Origin of the sequence: Micromonospora sp. MP36 (assembly GCF_008119785.1) — a bacterium.
Lineage (GTDB): Bacteria > Actinomycetota > Actinomycetes > Mycobacteriales > Micromonosporaceae > Micromonospora.
On the sequence record NZ_VSFA01000016.1, the window covers coordinates 51,551 to 67,158 of the forward strand.

Here is a 15,608-nt window from a genome sequence, read left to right on the forward strand (position 1 = left end):
ACCGGCTGAATCGATGACGCGCCTCGCTTCGGCGGGGCGTGGGGCTTGGCTCCCCGGTTACACCGCGTAGACTCTCGACCCGTGATTCAGCTTGAGCAAGTGACGAAGACGTACCCGAAGGCGTCCCGGCCTTCGCTCGACAACGTGTCCGTCTCGATCGAGAAGGGCGAGTTCGTCTTCTTCATCGGTCCATCCGGCTCCGGCAAGTCCACGATCATCAAGATGCTGCTGCACGAGGTCACCCCCAACAAGGGGCGGGTCGTCGTCAACGGCAAGGACGTCACGTCGATGCGGTCCTGGAAGCGACCCCACTTCCGGCGTTCCATCGGCTGCGTCTTCCAGGACTTCCGCCTGCTGCCGAACCGCACGGCGTACGAGAACGTGGCGTTCGCGCTGGAGGTGATCGGCAAGACCAAGGCGGTTGCCCGCCGGGTCGTTCCGGAGGTGCTGGAGCTGGTCGGTCTCGGTGGGAAGGAACACCGCTACCCCCACGAGCTCTCCGGCGGTGAGCAGCAGCGGGTCGCGGTGGCCCGGGCGTTCGTGAACCGCCCGCTGATCCTGCTCGCGGACGAGCCCACCGGAAACCTGGACCCGGACACGTCGATCGAGATCATGCGCCTGCTGGACCGGATCAACCGCACCGGCACGACCGTCGTGATGGTCACGCACGACTCCAACATCGTGAACCAGATGCGCCGTCGCGTCATCGAGATCGAGAGCGGTCGCATCGTGCGCGACCAGGCCCGCGGCGTCTACGGCTGAGCCGTCGCCCCGTTGACGATCTGTAGATCCTGACGACGAACACCTCACGCCGGAGAGCCGGAGGAATTTCCCGATGCGGATGAAGTACGTCCTGTCCGAGGTACTGGTCGGACTGTGGCGCAACGTCACGATGACCATCGCGATGATCATCACGTTGGCGGTGTCGCTGTTCATGCTGGGTGGTAGCGGCCTTCTCTACCAGAAGGTCGGCGACATGAAAGACCTCTACTACGAGAACGTCGAGGTCTCGATCTTCCTGAAGACCGACGTCAACGACCAGCAGATCCAGGACCTCGGGGCCAAGCTGAAGAGCGACCCGCTGGTCAAGCACGTCGACTACGTCAACAAGGAGGAGGCGTACAAGCGCTTCCAGGAGATGTTCCAGGACGCGCCGGACCTGATCAGCGCGGTCAAGGCGGACAGCCTCCCGCCGTCGTACCGGGTCAAGCTGAACAACCCGGAGCAGTACAAGGCCATCTACGACGAGTACAAGACCGCCGAGGGGATCGACACGATCGTCGACCAGAGCAAGCTCCTCGACAAGGTCTTCAACGTCCTCACCGGCATCCAGAACTTCGCGCTCGCCCTCGCCGTCGTGATGGCGGTCGCCGCGTTGCTGCTGGTCGCGAACACCATCCAGGTCGCCGCGTACAGCAAGCGGCGAGAGGTCGCGGTCATGAAGCTGGTCGGCGCCTCCAACTGGTTCATCCAGGCCCCGTTCGTCCTGGAGGCGGTGGTCGCCGGCCTGATCGGCTCGATCCTCGGCCTGGTGGCACTGCTCGGCCTCAAGGTGTTCACCTCCGGCGGGTCGATGCAGGCCATCGAGGGCCTGATCACGCCGGTCTCCTGGACCGACATCCTCCTGATGTTCCCGCTGATGGCCGGCGTCGGCGGCCTGGTCAGCGCGATCACCGCCTGGGTCACGCTCCGCTTCTACCTGCGGGTCTAGTCACCGCGACGGCTCTCCCGGGACCCTCCCGCGCCGGAATAAACGGCGCGGGAGGGTCCTTGTTGTTCGGGTAGCATGATCCCGCTCCGCGGCCGGTGGTCGCGGACCGATCGGAAGGGAGGTGGCGCCGATGCCACGGGAAAAGGGCCGCAAGGTGGTCGCCTCCAACAAGAAGGCGCGCCACGACTACGCCATCCTCGACACGTACGAGGCGGGCATGGCGCTGACCGGCACCGAGGTCAAGTCGCTGCGGGCCGGCCGGGCGTCGCTGGTCGACGCGTTCGCCCAGGAGCGTGACGGCGAGCTCTACCTGCACGGCATGCACATCCCGGAGTACACCCAGGGCACCTGGACCAACCACGAGCCCCGGCGTACCCGGAAGCTGCTGCTCAAGCGGCTGGAGATCGACCGGCTGATCGGCAAGACCCGGGAGAGCGGGCTCACCATGGTGCCGCTGCAGGTCTACTTCTCCGACGGCTGGGCGAAGGTGGAGATCGGCCTGGCCCGGGGTAAGAAGTCGTACGACAAGCGCCAGGACCTCGCCAAGCGGGACGCCGACCGGGAGATGGCCCGGGCGGTCGGCCGGCGCGGCAAGGGCATGAACGAGTGATTCGTCCCCCGGTGTCCGGAACGATGATCCGGCCGGCCTCGGGATGAATCCGGTTGCGGCAGGCGTTAGGCTTAACGGTGCTGCCGACAGGGGCAGCCCGTCGAGGGGGTGACTGGTTTCGACTTCGTGCGTTGCGGCAGGGGAAGCGAGCCGAGGAAGCCGACGTCGTCTCGTGAATCGGTCGTCGGAAACCAATAAGCGCCAAGAACAATCGCGCTGACTTCGCTCTCGCCGCCTGAGGCGAGTAGCAAGTCTGTCGGCCTGGGAGCGCCTTCGACCCAGTTAGCCGGCATCAGCTAGAAGGCTGGCCAATCGGACCCGGTCGCGGGGTCCGTGCGGCGAGATCAATCAGCGACTGGGCCCGTCACACCGACTCGCTCGCGTGATCGGAGGGGCCGAGTAGAGGCACAGCGAGCTGCGCTCGGAGAAGCCCTGACAAGGCGGCGAAGGACCCGGGTTCGATTCCCGGCACCTCCACCACCTGACCTGTGCGCCCCGGTCCACCCGGACCGGGGCGCACAGTCGTCTTCAGCCCCGTTGCCGTCAGCGTCTAGGCTGCGGCTGTGGCGGACGAGAAGATCCGGCTCTCCGTGGGCGCCGCGCCCGGCCAACGCGCCTTCGCGGCGGTGGCGGGTGTCCTGTGCACCGCCTTCGGTGCGGTCTTCGTGCTGCTACCGATCTTCGCCGGCCCGCTGCTGAGCCGGCTGACCGGCTACGGCGACCCCTTCCCGTCGTACGACGAGGCGCGGGACCTGCCGCCCGGCATGCTCCCGCCGGCGCTGAACGACCCCGCCTCGCCGGGGTCGTTCCGGTTCGTCGGGCTCTGTGGCCTGCCGTTCGTGCTGCTCGGCCTCTATCTCCTGTTGCGGGTGCTGCGCACCGCCGCCTGGCTGGAGGGGACCCGGGCCTCTGTCCGCGGCGCGCTCGGCACCCGCACCGTGGACCTGGCCACCGCCGAGGTGCGGGGCGGGGCGCTCGCCTACCGGGGCGGCGACGACGCGGTCCTGCGGGTGCCGACCGTGATCGCCCGCGACCGGGACACCGGCCGGCGGGTCACCATCCCGCTCCAGGGCATGGGGCTGGCCACCCTGCCGTCGAACGAACTGCGGGCGCTCGCGGACGCGATCACCACCGGCCGGCCGAACGAGGGCCGGGACGCCGACGTGCACGTCCTGGCCGGTCGACTGCGCGACATGGCGGGAGATCCGCTGGGTCGGTGAGGTTATTGGGACAGATGGGGCTGCTGGGGCGAACGGGGCAGATGAGGCGCGACGCGACCCTGGACAGCCCGCCCAGCCAGGTCCACCATCGCTGTACGCGGAAGCGCAGCAGCGGGAGGTGCCCATGGTCACCGGTCCGATCCAGCAGCCGTCCACCGTTGCCCCGGCGGCGCGACCGCCCGCCGCGCGCCAGCCCGGGCCCACCCTCCCCGGTGAGCTGAGCGCCCTCGCCCGGGCGCTCGCCACGTCGGCGGAGGAGTCGCGCTGGCGAGAGCACCTGGTCGTCCAGCTCGGCCCGGTCCGGCGGGGCTTCGCCGAGCACGTCCGGCTCACCGAGGGCCCCGACGGCCTCTACGCGGAACTGCTCCACCAGGCGCCCCGGCTGGACCGGGGGGTACGCCTGCTGACCCACGAGCACGCCGCCATCGCCGCGGCGCTCGTCGCCCTCCAGCGCGCCGCCGAGCTGCCCGCCGTGCCCGCCGAGGAGGTGCGGGAACGGGTCGGGAACCTGCTGCGGGCCCTCGACCAGCACCGGCAGCGGGGCGCGGACCTGCTCTGGGAGGCGTACGAGACGGACCTGGGCGGGGAGACCTGACCTGGGGAACCGGCGGCGGGGACGCGGCGTCCAACCGGCATGCGTCGCACCTTCGCCCTGTTGGGGTTGCCGCTTCTGCTCCTCGCCGGCTGCGCCGCGCCCGGCCCCGCTCCGATCGGGCCGCCGGGCGAGGACCCCGACCACCGCTGGGCGGCGTTCCATCAGCGGGCCGGCGAGGTGGCCGACGCCTGGCGGCCGGGCGAGGTGTGGCGCAGCGGTTACGTGCCGCTGGAGGAGGCCACCGTGCTGACCGGTGAGCCGGGCTTCACCGGCGACACCAAGCAGGCGTTCCTCCTCGGCTGGTACCGGGACCAGATCGCCCTGCCGACCGCCACGCCGGCCGACGGGACGATCCGGTTCCCGGACGGCACGCTGCGGGTGCCGCTGATCAGCGCCGCCGAGGCGTACGCCCAGCTGGACCAGGGAGACCCGCCGACGTGCGACGGGCGGCCGATGGCGCCGCCCACCGCTCGACCGGGGCGGCTCAAGGACGGCGGGCCGACCATCGAGCCGGGACCGGACGGCCTGCTGCCCACCCGCCCGGGACCGGACAGCCCGGTCGCCACCCACGTGGACACCCCCTGCATCCCGCTCACGGTCACCGCGGTGAAGCTGGGCAGCGCCTCGGTGCGCACCAGCCGGGGCTTGGCCGAGGTGCCGGCCTGGCTGTTCACCGTGGCGGAACTGCGGGTGCCGGTGGCCCGGCTGGCGGTCGCGGCGCGCGCGGTCGGGGCCCGACCGGAGGGCGCGACGCCCGCCCGGCCGCTGCCCGACGGGGTGGTGGCCGTGCAGACCCTCGATGCCGTGGACGGCGCCCGCCTGGACTACCGGGTCGGGGTGGGCGCCTGCGACGGCGGTGTCACCCCGCTGGTGCTGGAGCGGGACGACGTGGTGGTGCTGGGCGCCGGGGTGGTCCGGTCAACCGGCATCTGCACGGCGCAGCTGGTGCTGAAGCCGGCGAGCGTCACCCTGAAGGCCCCGCTCGGTGCCCGGACGGTGCTCGACGTGGGCAGCGGCAGCCCGCTCACCCTGGTGCGGCGGTGACGCTCAGAGGAGCCGAGGCAGCTCGGTGCTGATCGGCGCCGGCAGCACCGTGGGCCGGTCGGCGGCCAGCGCCGCGTCGAGCGCCTCCCCGAGCCGGTCCAGCGGGTCCACCACGGCGGACGCGCAACCGTAGCCGTGGGCGATGGCGGCGATGTCCAGCCCGGGTAGGTCGAGCGCCGGCACCCCGGGGGTGTGCTTCAGCTCGGCGAAGGCCTTGAGGATGGCGTACTGGTGGTTGACCGGGACCACGACGGCGAGCGGCAGGCGCAGCTGCGCGGCGGTCCACAGCGCCTGCACCGAGTAGTGGAACGAGCCGTCGCCGACCACGGCCACCACCGGCCGGCCGCGCCCGGTGTCCCGCTCGGCCAGGGCGACCCCGACCGCCGCCGGCAGGCCGAAGCCGAGGCCACCGCTGGCCATCGTGAAGTACGACCGCGGCCGGCTGATCCGCAGTCGCCGGCGCAGCGCGGCCAGGTTGGATGGTGACTCCTGCACCAGCACCCCGTCGGCCGGCCAGTGCCGGGCCAGCGCGGCGAAGAGCGCGTCGGCGCTCGGCGGGCTGGTCGCCTCAGGCGTCGCCGGCTCCGGCCGGACGGGCGGCGCCGGCCGGTCCGCCGGCGGCAGCAGCTCCAGCAGGCCGGCCAGGACCAGCCCGGCGTCGCCGAGCAGGCTCTCCCCGACCGGGGCGCGGGCCGCCTCGTCCGGGTCGTCGGTGACGTGCAGCAGCCGGGCGCCGTCGGGCAGGTAGTCGCCCGGCACGTGCGGGTAGTAACGGAACACCGGGGCGCCGACCACCAGCACCGTGTCGTGGCCGCGCAGCGCCTCGGCGAGCGGGCCGATCGCGTACGGCAGGACCCCGCGGAAGTGCGGGTGGTTCTCGGGGAAGACGGCCCGCTCCGGCGCCGGGGCGGCCCACACCGGGGCGGCCAGCCGTTCGGCCAGCGCCACGGCCGCCGGCCACGCGTCGGTCCGGTCCACCGCCGCGCCGAGCACCAGCACCGGGGCGCGGCTGGCGGTGAGGGTGGCGGCGAAGCCGCGCAGCCGGTCCGGGTCCGGGGCGGCCCGGGTCGCCACCGTCCGGACCTGCGGGGGCGGGTCGGCGGGCTGGGCCCAGTCGTCCATCGGCACGGAGAGGAACACCGGCCCGGCCGGGGGCTGCACCGCCGTCGCGTACGCCCGCATGAAGGCCGCCGGCACGTCCTGCGCGCGGGCCGGCTCGTGGGCCCACTTGACGTACGGCTGGGTCAGCTCGGCCGCCCGCGGGCTAGCCAGCCGGGGTTCGAGCAGCAGCATCTCCCGGGTCTGCTGGCCGGCGGTGACGATCAGCGGGGTCTTGTTGTGCCAGGCGGTGACCAGGTTGCCCATGCCGTTGCCGGTGCCCGGGGCGGTGTGCAGGTTGACGTGCGCGGGCCGGCCGGTGGCCTGGGCGTACCCGTCGGCCATGCCGACCGCCGCCGCCTCCTGAAGCGCGTGCACGTAGCGGAAGTCGGCCGGGAAATCGCGGAGGAAGGGCTCCTCGGTGGAGCCGGGGTTGCCGAAGACGGTGGTCAGACCGAGGGCACGCAGCAGGTCGTACGTGGTGTCGCGGACCGTTGCCATCGCCGACTGCCCCCCGTCCCCCAAAGGTGCGGGGAGATGGCTCGATGATCAGTTCCCCGACGATCCGAATCTATCGGGCGGTTGCCGGCTTTTCGGGCGCTTCCCGAGTCTGGTGGCGGCGGTGGCCGACCGGTCACCGATCAGGGCAGCGGGAACGGCAGTTTGATCCCGTCGAGCGCGTGACCGCACGGGCAGTCCCGCTCGGCCGGCAGCGCCGCGACCGCGTCCAGCAGCACGGCCCGCAGCACGTTGGTGTTCTCCGCGAAGACCCGGAACACCTCCTCCTGGGTGACCGACTCTTCGGCCGTCACGCCCGCGTCCAGGTCGGTGACAAGCGCGATCGACGTGTAGCAGAGGGCCAGCTCGCGGGCGAGCACAGCCTCCGGGTGGCCGGTCATGTTGACCACCGTGCCGCCGAGCGAGGCGAACCAGCGCGACTCGGCCCGGGTGGAGAAGCGCGGCCCCTCGACCACCACCACGGTCCCGCCGTCCACCGCCGGTACGCCGCGCCCCGCCGCCGCGTCGAGCAGCGTCCGCCGCCCGACGGGGCAGTAGGGGTCGGCGAACGAGACGTGCACCGCGCCCTGGTCGTAGTAGGTCTGGGCGCGCCCGCTGGTGCGGTCGACGAGCTGGTCCGGCACCACGAACGTGCCCGGGCCCAGCTCGGGCCGCAGTCCGCCGACCGCGCAGGGGGCGAGCACCTGGCGTACGCCGAGGGAGCGCAGCGCCCAGAGGTTCGCCCGGTACGGGATCAGGTGCGGTGGGTAGCGGTGGTCGCGGCCGTGCCGGGGCAGGAACGCCACCCGGCGCCCGCCCACCTCGGCGATGGTGACCGCGTCCGACGGCGCTCCGTACGGTGTCTGCACGACGTGCTCGGTGGCGCCGTCGAGCAGGGCGTACAAGCCTGACCCGCCGATCACCGCCAGCTCGGCCGTTGGACCCATCGGCCCTCCTTCGATCCTGTCGCGATCACCCGCCTGCCAGACCTTAACCAGCGGGCGAGCCGCAGGCTAATGTGCGTGGCATGGGGTTGACCGCGCGGATGGTCGACGACGTCGGGTGCGCCGCACAGGCGTACGGCTGACGGGTGTCGGACATGCAGGGTGAGGGACAGGCGATCGGTGGCCGAGCCATGGAGTCCATGACCGGGCAGCTGCTGGTCGCGACTCCGGCGCTCAAAGACCCGAACTTCGACCGTACGGTCGTGCTGCTGGTCGCCCACGAGCCCGGCGGCGCCCTCGGCGTGGTGCTGAACCGGGCCACCGAGGTGCCGGTCGCCGACGTCCTGGGCGACTGGAGCGACCTGGCCCGGCACCCCGCGGTGCTCTTCGAGGGCGGCCCGGTGCAGCCCGATTCGGCGATCTGCCTGGCCCGGATGCGTCACCCGGTCAAGCCGGTGAAGGGCTTCCACCGGGTGTCCGGCGCGGTGGGCACCATCGACCTCTCCGTCGACCCCGAGCGGCTGCGCGAGGCCGTCGGTGGGATCCGCGTCTTCGCCGGGTACGCGGGCTGGGGCGCCGGCCAGCTCGAGCGCGAGATCGAGGAGGGGTCCTGGTTCGTCCTCGACGCCCTCCCGGGGGACGCCTTCGTCGACCGGCCCGACGACCTCTGGCCCATGGTGCTGCGCCGGCAGGGCGGCATGATGGCGGCGGTGGCCCACTTCCCGCCGGACGTGGCGCTGAACTGACCGGCGTGGGGGTACCCCGCGAGATGACCATGCCGACCGGCGTGTGTATAGTTCTCTGCGTGCCCGGGCGACCGGGGACGACCGCAAGGGGCCGTGGCGCAGCTGGTAGCGCACCACACTGGCAGTGTGGGGGTCAGGGGTTCGAGTCCCCTCGGCTCCACCCAAGCAAAAAGCCCTGATGGGGGACACAATCCCCCATCAGGGCTTTTCTCGTTTCTGCTGCTCTCGGTGCGTACGCGACCGGCGGTCCGGCGCACCTCCCGGGCGCAGGTGCCCAGGAGGTGCTCCGGCGGCCTTCAGCTGAGCTGTTCGGCCAGCCCGACGATGATGCCCTCGGGGCCGCGGACGTAGCAGAGCCGATAGGTGTTCTCGTACTGCGCCAGCTCGCCGACGAGTTCGGCGCCGTGGGTGCGCAGGCGGGCGAGGACGTCCTCGATGTCGTCGACGGCGAACATGATGCGGCGAATGCCCAGCGTGTTCGCCGGTGCATCCTTCGGCTCGGCGCTGATCGCCTTCGGCGTGTGGAACATCGCCAGCTCGATTCGGCCGTGGCCGTCCGGGGTCCGCAGCATTGCGACTTCCTGTCGGACGTCGTCGATCCCGATGACACGCTCCACCCAGCGTCCCTCGATCGGCGCCCTGCCCTCCAGCTCCATGCCAAGTTCGACGAAGAACGAAATAACAGCGTCAAGGTCGTCGACAACGATGAGGACGTTGTCCATCCGCTGGATCGTCATGCTGGGTCTCCTTGGTGTGGTACGGCCACGGTGGCCCCATCCGTCCCTGAGACGGAGCCGCCAGGCCGTTCTCGACATCGTTCGCCACATCTTCTTCGGGCCCCCTCTTGACGCGGCCGCAACCTGGCCGGATGCCGGAGGCCCCAGCCGGCACACGACGATGTCCGCCGCGGTCAGCGTGCTGCTCCGGGCGTCCGGCCGGCCGCAGGCGGAGGCGAACGAGCAGACGGGCCTGGGGGCCGACGTCCAGGTGGGGCATGGGTGCCCGGTGCGAAGGCGAAACACCCTGGTGAGGGGCAAGCCCTCACCAGGGTGTTGGTCGTCTCTGACTCAGGCGTCAGCAGCCGCAGGTGTAGTAGAGGATGTCCCAGTGGTTGCCCTCGTCGGTGTAGAGGTTGCCCGACGGAGCCCGCCACTGGTAACCCCAGCCGGATATGTAGCCCACGTATGTGTAGGCCCGGGAGATGTAGTTGTAGACGCAGGTCGTCTTGGCGATGTCGACCTTGTAGCCGTTCCAGTGGCTGTAGGTACCGCCGGCGTGCCCGGTCTCGGTGCCGCCGGTGATGGTGATGGCGCAGCCGCTGGCCCGCTTGAAGGTGATGATGCCGTCGATCGTGGCCTGCCGGATGCCCTCGAACGAGGTGCACGTCGGGTTGTTGCGGTCGCTGCAGTTGCCGCTGGAGACCCAGCTGATGCCGGCGGCGCGCAGTTGCGAGGTGGCGCTGGCGTGACTGATCGCGAAGGCGGGGGTGCTGAAGCCGAGCGCGGTGACGACCGCCGCCACGCCCGCGAGGAGCAGGGTGAGCATGCGGCGGCGCACTACACGACGGGTCGTTGACATGGCATCTCCTGATTCGCAGTAGCGGTAGATGTTTGCGAAGCGGAGGCCGGCCCGGGAACTTTCTACCATGCATTGACGTTCATGAATAGATGGCAAGCCGTCGGGCTGGTCGCGTGAGGTTGCCCGACGCGGCTTGACCAGCGGAAACGCGCCGTGGAACCCGCCCGGAGCCGCGCGAGCGGTCCTCGACCGGATCTCGAGCGGATCTCGAGCGAGGTTCAGGACGCTCGACGCCGCAAGCGGCGTCGAGCCACCGGCGCCGACGGCCGCCTGCGTGACCGCGCGCCCCAATCGTGACGCGGACAGCGGGCGCATCAGGTGCCCGGCGGGCTGTGCGGAGTCGAGGTACCGAGTGACTGAGAAGGAGTACCCATGAACCCGTGGCTGCGGCGGATGGTCCCGCTGGCCGTGCTCGCGCTCGCCACCACCGCCTGCTCCACCGGCGGCTCGTCCTCCGACGAGAACGACCTCAAGGGCAAGACCGTCAACGTGATCGGCACCTGGGGCGGCGACGAACAGGCGGCGTTCCTGAAGATGGTCGAACCCTGGGAGAAGCAGACCGGGGCCAAGGTGAAGTACACCGGCACCCGCGACATCAACACCGTCCTGACCACCGGTGTCGCCTCCGGCGTGCTGCCGGACGTGGCCGGACTGCCCGGCCCCGGACAGATGGCCGAGTACGCCAAGGCGGGCAAGCTGCTGCCACTGGACGACGTACTGGACATCAAGACGTACGAGAGTGAGACCGCCCCGGCGCTGGTCGAGCTGGGCAAGGTCGACGGCAAGGTGCACGGCGTCTTCATCAAGGCCGCCGTCAAGGGCCTCATATGGTACGACCCGAAGGTCAACGACTACGGGGCGAACCCGCCCAAGACGTGGAACGACCTGATGACCCAGGCGAAGGCGAACCAGAGCAAGGCGAAGGCGATCTGGTGCGTCGGCCTGGAGTCCGGCGCGGCGTCCGGTTGGCCGGGCACCGACTGGATCGAGGACCTGGTGCTGCGGACCGCCGGCCCGGATGTCTACAGCCAGTGGTATCAGGGCAAGGTCAAGTGGTCCGACCCGGCCATCAGGAAGGCGTTCGAGATCTACGCCAACGACGTCGTCGCCAACACCTACGGCGGCGGCAAGGCCGCCGTGGCGACGAACTTCGAGGCCGGTGGCGACCCGCTGTTCGCGACCCCGCCCGGCTGCCAGCTCCACCACCAGGGGAGCTTCATCACCGGGCTGGGGAAGTTCAAGCAGGCCAAGGCGGGCACCGACTACAACTTCCTGCCGTTCCCGGACATCGAGGCCCAGTACGCGGGCGCGGTCGAGGGCGCGGGCGACCTGTTCGGCATGTTCAAGGACACGCCGGCCGCCAAGTCGCTGATGAAGTACCTGGTCACGGCCGAGGCGCAGGACATCTGGGTCAAGGCTGGCGGGGCCCTGTCGGCGAACAAGAACGCCAAGAGCTACCCGGATGACGTCAGCAAGCGTTCCGCCGAGATCCTGGCCAACGCGAAGTCCTTCGCCTTCGACGCGTCGGACCTGATGCCGACCGCCATGAACGACGCGTTCTGGAAGGCGATGGTGGCGCTGACCAACGGCACCAAGTCGCTCGACCAGGTCCTCGCCGACCTGGATGCGGCGCAGAAGGACGCGTACCAGTCCTAGTCCGTGCGGGGGAGCGGCGTGGCCGCTCCCCCGCCTCATCCCGTGGTGCGATTCCCGGAGGCAACAGTGGATTCACGCCTGGCCACCGCACTCCAGGTAGTTGTCGGCATTCCGGCCATCCTGGTCCTGTACGTCTGGGGAACCGAGCGCGTGCTCGCCGTCGCCGCACGCGACAACCAGTGGCAGCGGCGCATCCGACCGTGGCTCTGGATCGGGCCGGCGCTCGGGTTCCTCGCCTTCTTCCTGATCTATCCGACGATCCGGACGATCATCCGGAGCTTCTATGGCAAGAATGAACTCACCCCGACGTTCGTCGGGCTGGACAACTACAAGTGGTTCTTCACCAACAGCGACGCCATCGGCACGCTTCTCAACAACGTCCTGTGGCTGCTGTTCTTCGCCGGCTTCACGGTCGGGATGGGCCTGGTCATCGCCGTGCTCGTGGACCGGGTCCGATATGAGGCGCTGGCCAAGAGCATCATCTTCCTGCCACTGGCCATCAGCATGGTCGCGGCCGGTGTCATCTGGAAGTTCATGTACGACTACAAGCCGGCGGGGAGCGCCCAGACCGGCACGCTGAACGCGTTGCTCGGGACGGTCGGGCTGGGGCCTGTCGGCTGGTTGCAATCGCCCGGCTTCCGGCTCAGCACCTTCGCGCTCATCGCCATCATGGTGTGGATGTGGACCGGCTTCGCCATGGTCATCATCTCTGCCGCCCTCAAGGGAATCGACCCCGAACTGCTGGAGGCGGCCCGAATCGACGGCGCCAACGAGTGGCAGGTGTTCCGGCGGGTGACCCTCCCACTACTCGGGCCGACGCTGGCGGTCGTCTCCACCACGATGATCATCACCTCGTTGAAGACATTCGACATCGTCTACACGCTGACCAACGGCAACTACGACACCGAGGTCATCGCCAACCTCATGATCAAGGAGATGTTCGTGTTCGGCGACTTCGGCCGGGCCAGCGCAGTCGCGGTCGTCCTCCTGCTGGCGATCGTCCCGATCATGGCGTTCAACATCCGTAAGTTCCGTGCCCAGGAGTCGATCCGATGACCGCGGTCGCAACGCCCAAGGCGCCCGGCACCCGGGCCACCCCCACCCGCAAGCCCGCCCGCCCCCGCCGCCGCCTCGTGCTGCACCTGGCGGTCGCCGCCCTGATGGTCATCTGGGCGGTGCCGACGATCGGGCTGCTGGTCAGCTCGTTCCGTCCGCAGTCGGAGCTGTCCACCTCCGGCTGGTGGACGGCGTTCGCCCCGCCGTACCAGTTCACGATGGAGAACTACCGGGACGTCTTCCAGCAGAGCGGCATCGGCGAGGCGTTCGTCAACAGCCTGCTCATCGCGATCCCGGCCACCATCATCCCGCTCTTCGTCGCGGCGTTCGCCGCGTACGCGTTCAGTTGGATGGAGTTCCCCGGCCGCGACGTGCTCTTCGTGGTGATCGTCGGGCTGCTGGTCGTCCCGCTCCAGACCACCCTCATCCCCGTGTTGAAGCTGTTCGCCGAGTGGGAGCTGACCGGCGAATTCCTTTCCGTCTGGCTGGCCCACACCGGCTACGGCCTGCCGTTCGCGGTCTACCTGCTACGCAACTTCATGGGCTCCCTGCCGCGGGCCGTGTTCGAGTCGGCCTACATGGACGGCGCCTCCCACGTGACCGCCTTCTTCCGGATCGCGGTGCCGATGAGCGTGCCGGCCTTCGCCGCGCTGGCGATCTTCCAGTTCCTGTTCGTGTGGAACGACCTGCTCGTCGCGCTGATCTACATCGGGCTCGCGAACTCGGACAACCTGCCGATGACCGCGGCGATCGCCAACCTGGTCAACTCCCTGGGCGGCGGCTGGTACCTGCTCAGCGCGGCGGCGTTCGTGTCGATGGCCCTGCCGCTGGCGGTCTTCTTCGGCCTGCAGCGCTACTTCGTACGCGGCATCGTGGGCGGGGCCGTCAAGGGCTGACCGTCGTTCCGCCCGGGGTCGGCCGGGCCGTTCGCGGGGCAACCTGAGCGGCGTCCCACAGCGGCCGGCCGGACCCGGGCTCAATTGCCTGCCGGGTGTTGACCAACCTGAGCGGCTCGGGAGGCGTGTCCACCGGCCAGTCGAACGTGACGCCGGTCTGCGCGCTCGTCCACCTACCCCAGGCGTAGAGCTGCCGGAACATTGGCACCGAGGCGCTCCCGGCCGCCGTCAGCGCGTACGCGGCCTGCGGGGCGGGCAGCCGCCTCACCAAGCCGAGGCCGTCCAGTTCCCGCAGCTCCCGGGCGAGCACCTGATTGCTGATCGGGGGAAGCAGCCGGCGGAGTTCGGTGAAGCGCCGCGGGCCGTCGAACAGCTGGTGCACGATCCACACCTTCCAGCGCCCGCCGAGGCTGCTGAGCCAGTCGACCTCGCACCCCACCTGCCCGCCGAACCACTCACCCCAGTCGTGCAGCTGTCGCAGGATCGGCTCGGACTCCCGCCCGAGCCGGGTGAGCGAATACTCGACCCGCGGTGGCACGTCGAGCGACACCTTCCGGCGTACGGCGCCCCCGCGCTCCAGCTCCCGTAGCTGGGTGACGAGCGTCTGGCGGTTCGCCTCCGGCATGAGGCGGCGCAGTTCCGAAAACCTCCGGGCGCCGTCGAGCAGGTGGTACATGCTCCAGAACATCCACTTGCCCCCGACCCCGGTGCCGCCCAGCGGGCACACCCGGAACCTGGCCACCCGTGGCATTCAACGCCACCCCCTCGCCCGGTCACATAGCTTTGCTCTCTTCTCCGGCCTCATGTTCCTGAATAGCTTCGGATCGTACCGGCGGTCTTTTGTCGCTGGTTCCGCAGAACGGGGGAGTCATGGCGGAGGACGTGCCCGCGCCGCACTGGCGGCGCCGCTTTCGGAAGGCGGTCTTCGTCGCGCTGGCCGCGCTGATCGGTATTCCGGCGTTGTCGGCGATCGGCTTGGCGGTGTGGGACGGCGGGGCGAATCTCGACCCGCGGCGGACGCTGGTGCCGGGCGTCGCCATCGACCTGCGGACCGTCGAGACCACCCGGGGACCGATCGAGTACGACCTGTACGGCACCACGGGCCCGGTCGTGCTCTCGGTCCATGCCGGACTCGGCGGTGCCGACCAGGGCCGGCTGTTCGCGAGCTGGCTGCAGGACGACGGGTTCCGGATTCTCAGTCCGTCGCGTCCCGGCTACCTCGGCACCCCGATCAGCAGCGGGCGGACCCTCGATGAGCAGGCCGATCTGCTGGCTGCCCTGCTCGACGAGCTCGGCATCGACCGGGTGGGCGTGTTCGCGGTATCGGCCGGCGGTCCGGTCGGCTACACCTTCGCGGCGCGCCACCCCCACCGGGTGTGGGGCCTGGTCTCGATCAGCGGGGTCAGCCTGCCCGACCCTGACGCCGAGACCAGCTCCCCGCTGCGTGCCACCTTCATGAACGCGATCGGCCAGAAGGTGGCAAAATTGACCGCCTCCGCCTCGCTGGAGTCGATCGTCTCCGGCACTCTCGACGAGACCAGCACGTTCACGGCCGAACAAAAAGCCGAACGCGTCGACTACATCGTGCGCACGAAAGAGGTGCGCCGTTTCTTCTCGGCCATGTTCGACGCGACCTTTCCGTACGAGAAGCGAATGTCGGGCACCGACAACGACGCGTGGCAGACCCGCACGATGGACATTCCGTTCGGCCGGATCGCCGCGCCGACGCTGATCGTCCATGGGACCCGGGACGGGGACGTGCCGTTCGTGAACGGAGAGAACGCCGCCGCGCACATTCGGGGCGCGCAGCGCCAGTGGCTGCCGGACGAGGACCATCTCGCCTTCTGGCTGAGCCCGCGGGCCGGCGACGCCCAACGCGGCGTCCGCGCGTTTCTGCACGAGCACGCCGCCCGGGACTGAGACGACCAGTCTCGGTCAGGCGAAAAGCGGTGGCCG

General features: G+C 70.2%; 16 protein-coding genes, 1 tRNA gene and 1 other RNA gene. 13 read left to right on the forward strand and 5 right to left on the reverse strand.

Translation table 11 applies throughout. The features are described from left to right. The first annotated feature begins 81 nt into the window (after positions 1-81). From ftsE to FXF52_RS15135, 7 genes are all read left to right on the forward strand, one after another. Positions 82-762, forward strand: a complete 681-nt coding sequence (gene ftsE, locus FXF52_RS15105; protein ID WP_073832794.1) for a cell division ATP-binding protein FtsE — start codon at positions 82-84, stop codon at positions 760-762. Positions 763-835: 73 nt separating this feature from the next. Then, the gene (gene ftsX / locus FXF52_RS15110; protein ID WP_148797528.1) at positions 836-1,711 is read left to right on the forward strand and encodes a permease-like cell division protein FtsX; all 876 of its coding nucleotides are present in this window, start codon (positions 836-838) and stop codon (positions 1,709-1,711) included. A gap of 130 nt (positions 1,712-1,841) precedes the next feature. Further along, entirely contained in the window at positions 1,842-2,321 is a 480-nt protein-coding gene (gene smpB, locus FXF52_RS15115; protein WP_148797529.1) for an SsrA-binding protein SmpB, read from the forward strand. 104 nt (positions 2,322-2,425) lie between these two features. Next, positions 2,426-2,801: a transfer-messenger RNA gene (ssrA, locus tag FXF52_RS15120) on the forward strand. A gap of 83 nt (positions 2,802-2,884) precedes the next feature. Next, complete coding sequence (locus FXF52_RS15125) at positions 2,885-3,541, forward strand: hypothetical protein (RefSeq protein WP_148797530.1); 657 nt, start codon at positions 2,885-2,887, stop codon at positions 3,539-3,541. A gap of 124 nt (positions 3,542-3,665) precedes the next feature. Next, positions 3,666-4,136 (forward strand): hypothetical protein, encoded by a 471-nt coding sequence (locus tag FXF52_RS15130; RefSeq protein ID WP_148797531.1) that lies wholly within the window; start codon positions 3,666-3,668, stop codon positions 4,134-4,136. Between the two features lie 39 nt (positions 4,137-4,175). Beyond that, complete coding sequence (locus tag FXF52_RS15135) at positions 4,176-5,180, forward strand: hypothetical protein (protein WP_148797532.1); 1,005 nt, start codon at positions 4,176-4,178, stop codon at positions 5,178-5,180. A gap of 3 nt (positions 5,181-5,183) precedes the next feature. Here the strand turns inward: FXF52_RS15135 and mdlC are convergent, their stop codons facing one another. Both mdlC and FXF52_RS15145 read right to left on the reverse strand, forming a co-directional pair. Continuing rightward, the gene (gene mdlC, locus FXF52_RS15140; protein ID WP_148797533.1) at positions 5,184-6,779 is read right to left on the reverse strand and encodes a benzoylformate decarboxylase; all 1,596 of its coding nucleotides are present in this window, start codon (positions 6,777-6,779) and stop codon (positions 5,184-5,186) included. Positions 6,780-6,919: 140 nt separating this feature from the next. Next, complete coding sequence (locus tag FXF52_RS15145; RefSeq protein ID WP_148797534.1) at positions 6,920-7,723, reverse strand: S-methyl-5'-thioadenosine phosphorylase; 804 nt, start codon at positions 7,721-7,723, stop codon at positions 6,920-6,922. 152 nt (positions 7,724-7,875) lie between these two features. On the opposite strand from FXF52_RS15145, the gene FXF52_RS15150 reads away from it, so the two are divergent. Both FXF52_RS15150 and FXF52_RS15155 read left to right on the forward strand, forming a co-directional pair. Next, positions 7,876-8,466, forward strand: coding sequence for a YqgE/AlgH family protein (locus tag FXF52_RS15150; RefSeq protein WP_148797579.1), 591 nt, complete (start codon positions 7,876-7,878; stop codon positions 8,464-8,466). A gap of 87 nt (positions 8,467-8,553) precedes the next feature. After that, positions 8,554-8,626, forward strand: a tRNA-Ala gene (locus FXF52_RS15155). A gap of 136 nt (positions 8,627-8,762) precedes the next feature. Here FXF52_RS15155 and FXF52_RS15160 read toward each other — a convergent pair. After that, entirely contained in the window at positions 8,763-9,203 is a 441-nt protein-coding gene (locus FXF52_RS15160; protein WP_148797535.1) for a VOC family protein, read from the reverse strand. A gap of 337 nt (positions 9,204-9,540) precedes the next feature. Beyond that, on the reverse strand, positions 9,541-10,044 hold the full coding sequence (locus tag FXF52_RS15165) for a hypothetical protein (protein ID WP_148797536.1): 504 nt from the start codon (positions 10,042-10,044) through the stop codon (positions 9,541-9,543). Between the two features lie 372 nt (positions 10,045-10,416). On the opposite strand from FXF52_RS15165, the gene FXF52_RS15170 reads away from it, so the two are divergent. The 3 genes from FXF52_RS15170 to FXF52_RS15180 all read left to right on the forward strand — a co-directional run bounded on the left by FXF52_RS15170 (position 10,417) and on the right by FXF52_RS15180 (position 13,652). Then, complete coding sequence (locus FXF52_RS15170) at positions 10,417-11,700, forward strand: ABC transporter substrate-binding protein (protein ID WP_148797537.1); 1,284 nt, start codon at positions 10,417-10,419, stop codon at positions 11,698-11,700. Between the two features lie 66 nt (positions 11,701-11,766). Continuing rightward, entirely contained in the window at positions 11,767-12,756 is a 990-nt protein-coding gene (locus tag FXF52_RS15175; protein ID WP_222870524.1) for a carbohydrate ABC transporter permease, read from the forward strand. Further along, positions 12,753-13,652 carry a carbohydrate ABC transporter permease gene (locus FXF52_RS15180; protein ID WP_148797538.1) on the forward strand — a complete coding sequence of 300 codons (900 nt, stop codon included), beginning with the start codon at positions 12,753-12,755 and terminating at the stop codon, positions 13,650-13,652. The genes FXF52_RS15175 and FXF52_RS15180 overlap by 4 nt, the downstream gene beginning before the upstream one ends. On the opposite strand, the gene FXF52_RS15185 is transcribed toward FXF52_RS15180, so the two are convergent. After that, a complete protein-coding gene (locus FXF52_RS15185; RefSeq protein ID WP_222870525.1) occupies positions 13,642-14,394 on the reverse strand; it encodes a helix-turn-helix domain-containing protein in 753 nt (250 codons plus the stop codon). The genes FXF52_RS15180 and FXF52_RS15185 overlap by 11 nt on opposite strands. A gap of 128 nt (positions 14,395-14,522) precedes the next feature. Here FXF52_RS15185 and FXF52_RS15190 point away from each other — a divergent pair, with 128 nt between their 5' ends. Beyond that, complete coding sequence (locus FXF52_RS15190) at positions 14,523-15,572, forward strand: alpha/beta fold hydrolase (protein WP_148797540.1); 1,050 nt, start codon at positions 14,523-14,525, stop codon at positions 15,570-15,572. The last annotated feature ends 36 nt before the right edge of the window (positions 15,573-15,608 follow it).

Coding starts and splice junctions, on each gene's coding strand:
- ftsX (WP_148797528.1), top strand. CDS start 836: ATGCGGATGAAGTACGTCCTGTCCGAGGTACTGGTCGGACTGTGGCGC.
- smpB (WP_148797529.1), top strand. CDS start 1,842: ATGCCACGGGAAAAGGGCCGCAAGGTGGTCGCCTCCAACAAGAAGGCG.
- FXF52_RS15130 (WP_148797531.1), top strand. CDS start 3,666: ATGGTCACCGGTCCGATCCAGCAGCCGTCCACCGTTGCCCCGGCGGCG.
- FXF52_RS15135 (WP_148797532.1), top strand. CDS start 4,176: ATGCGTCGCACCTTCGCCCTGTTGGGGTTGCCGCTTCTGCTCCTCGCC.
- mdlC (WP_148797533.1), bottom strand. CDS start 6,779: ATGGCAACGGTCCGCGACACCACGTACGACCTGCTGCGTGCCCTCGGT.
- FXF52_RS15145 (WP_148797534.1), bottom strand. CDS start 7,723: ATGGGTCCAACGGCCGAGCTGGCGGTGATCGGCGGGTCAGGCTTGTAC.
- FXF52_RS15150 (WP_148797579.1), top strand. CDS start 7,876: ATGCAGGGTGAGGGACAGGCGATCGGTGGCCGAGCCATGGAGTCCATG.
- FXF52_RS15160 (WP_148797535.1), bottom strand. CDS start 9,203: ATGACGATCCAGCGGATGGACAACGTCCTCATCGTTGTCGACGACCTT.
- FXF52_RS15165 (WP_148797536.1), bottom strand. CDS start 10,044: ATGTCAACGACCCGTCGTGTAGTGCGCCGCCGCATGCTCACCCTGCTC.
- FXF52_RS15170 (WP_148797537.1), top strand. CDS start 10,417: ATGAACCCGTGGCTGCGGCGGATGGTCCCGCTGGCCGTGCTCGCGCTC.
- FXF52_RS15180 (WP_148797538.1), top strand. CDS start 12,753: ATGACCGCGGTCGCAACGCCCAAGGCGCCCGGCACCCGGGCCACCCCC.
- FXF52_RS15190 (WP_148797540.1), top strand. CDS start 14,523: ATGGCGGAGGACGTGCCCGCGCCGCACTGGCGGCGCCGCTTTCGGAAG.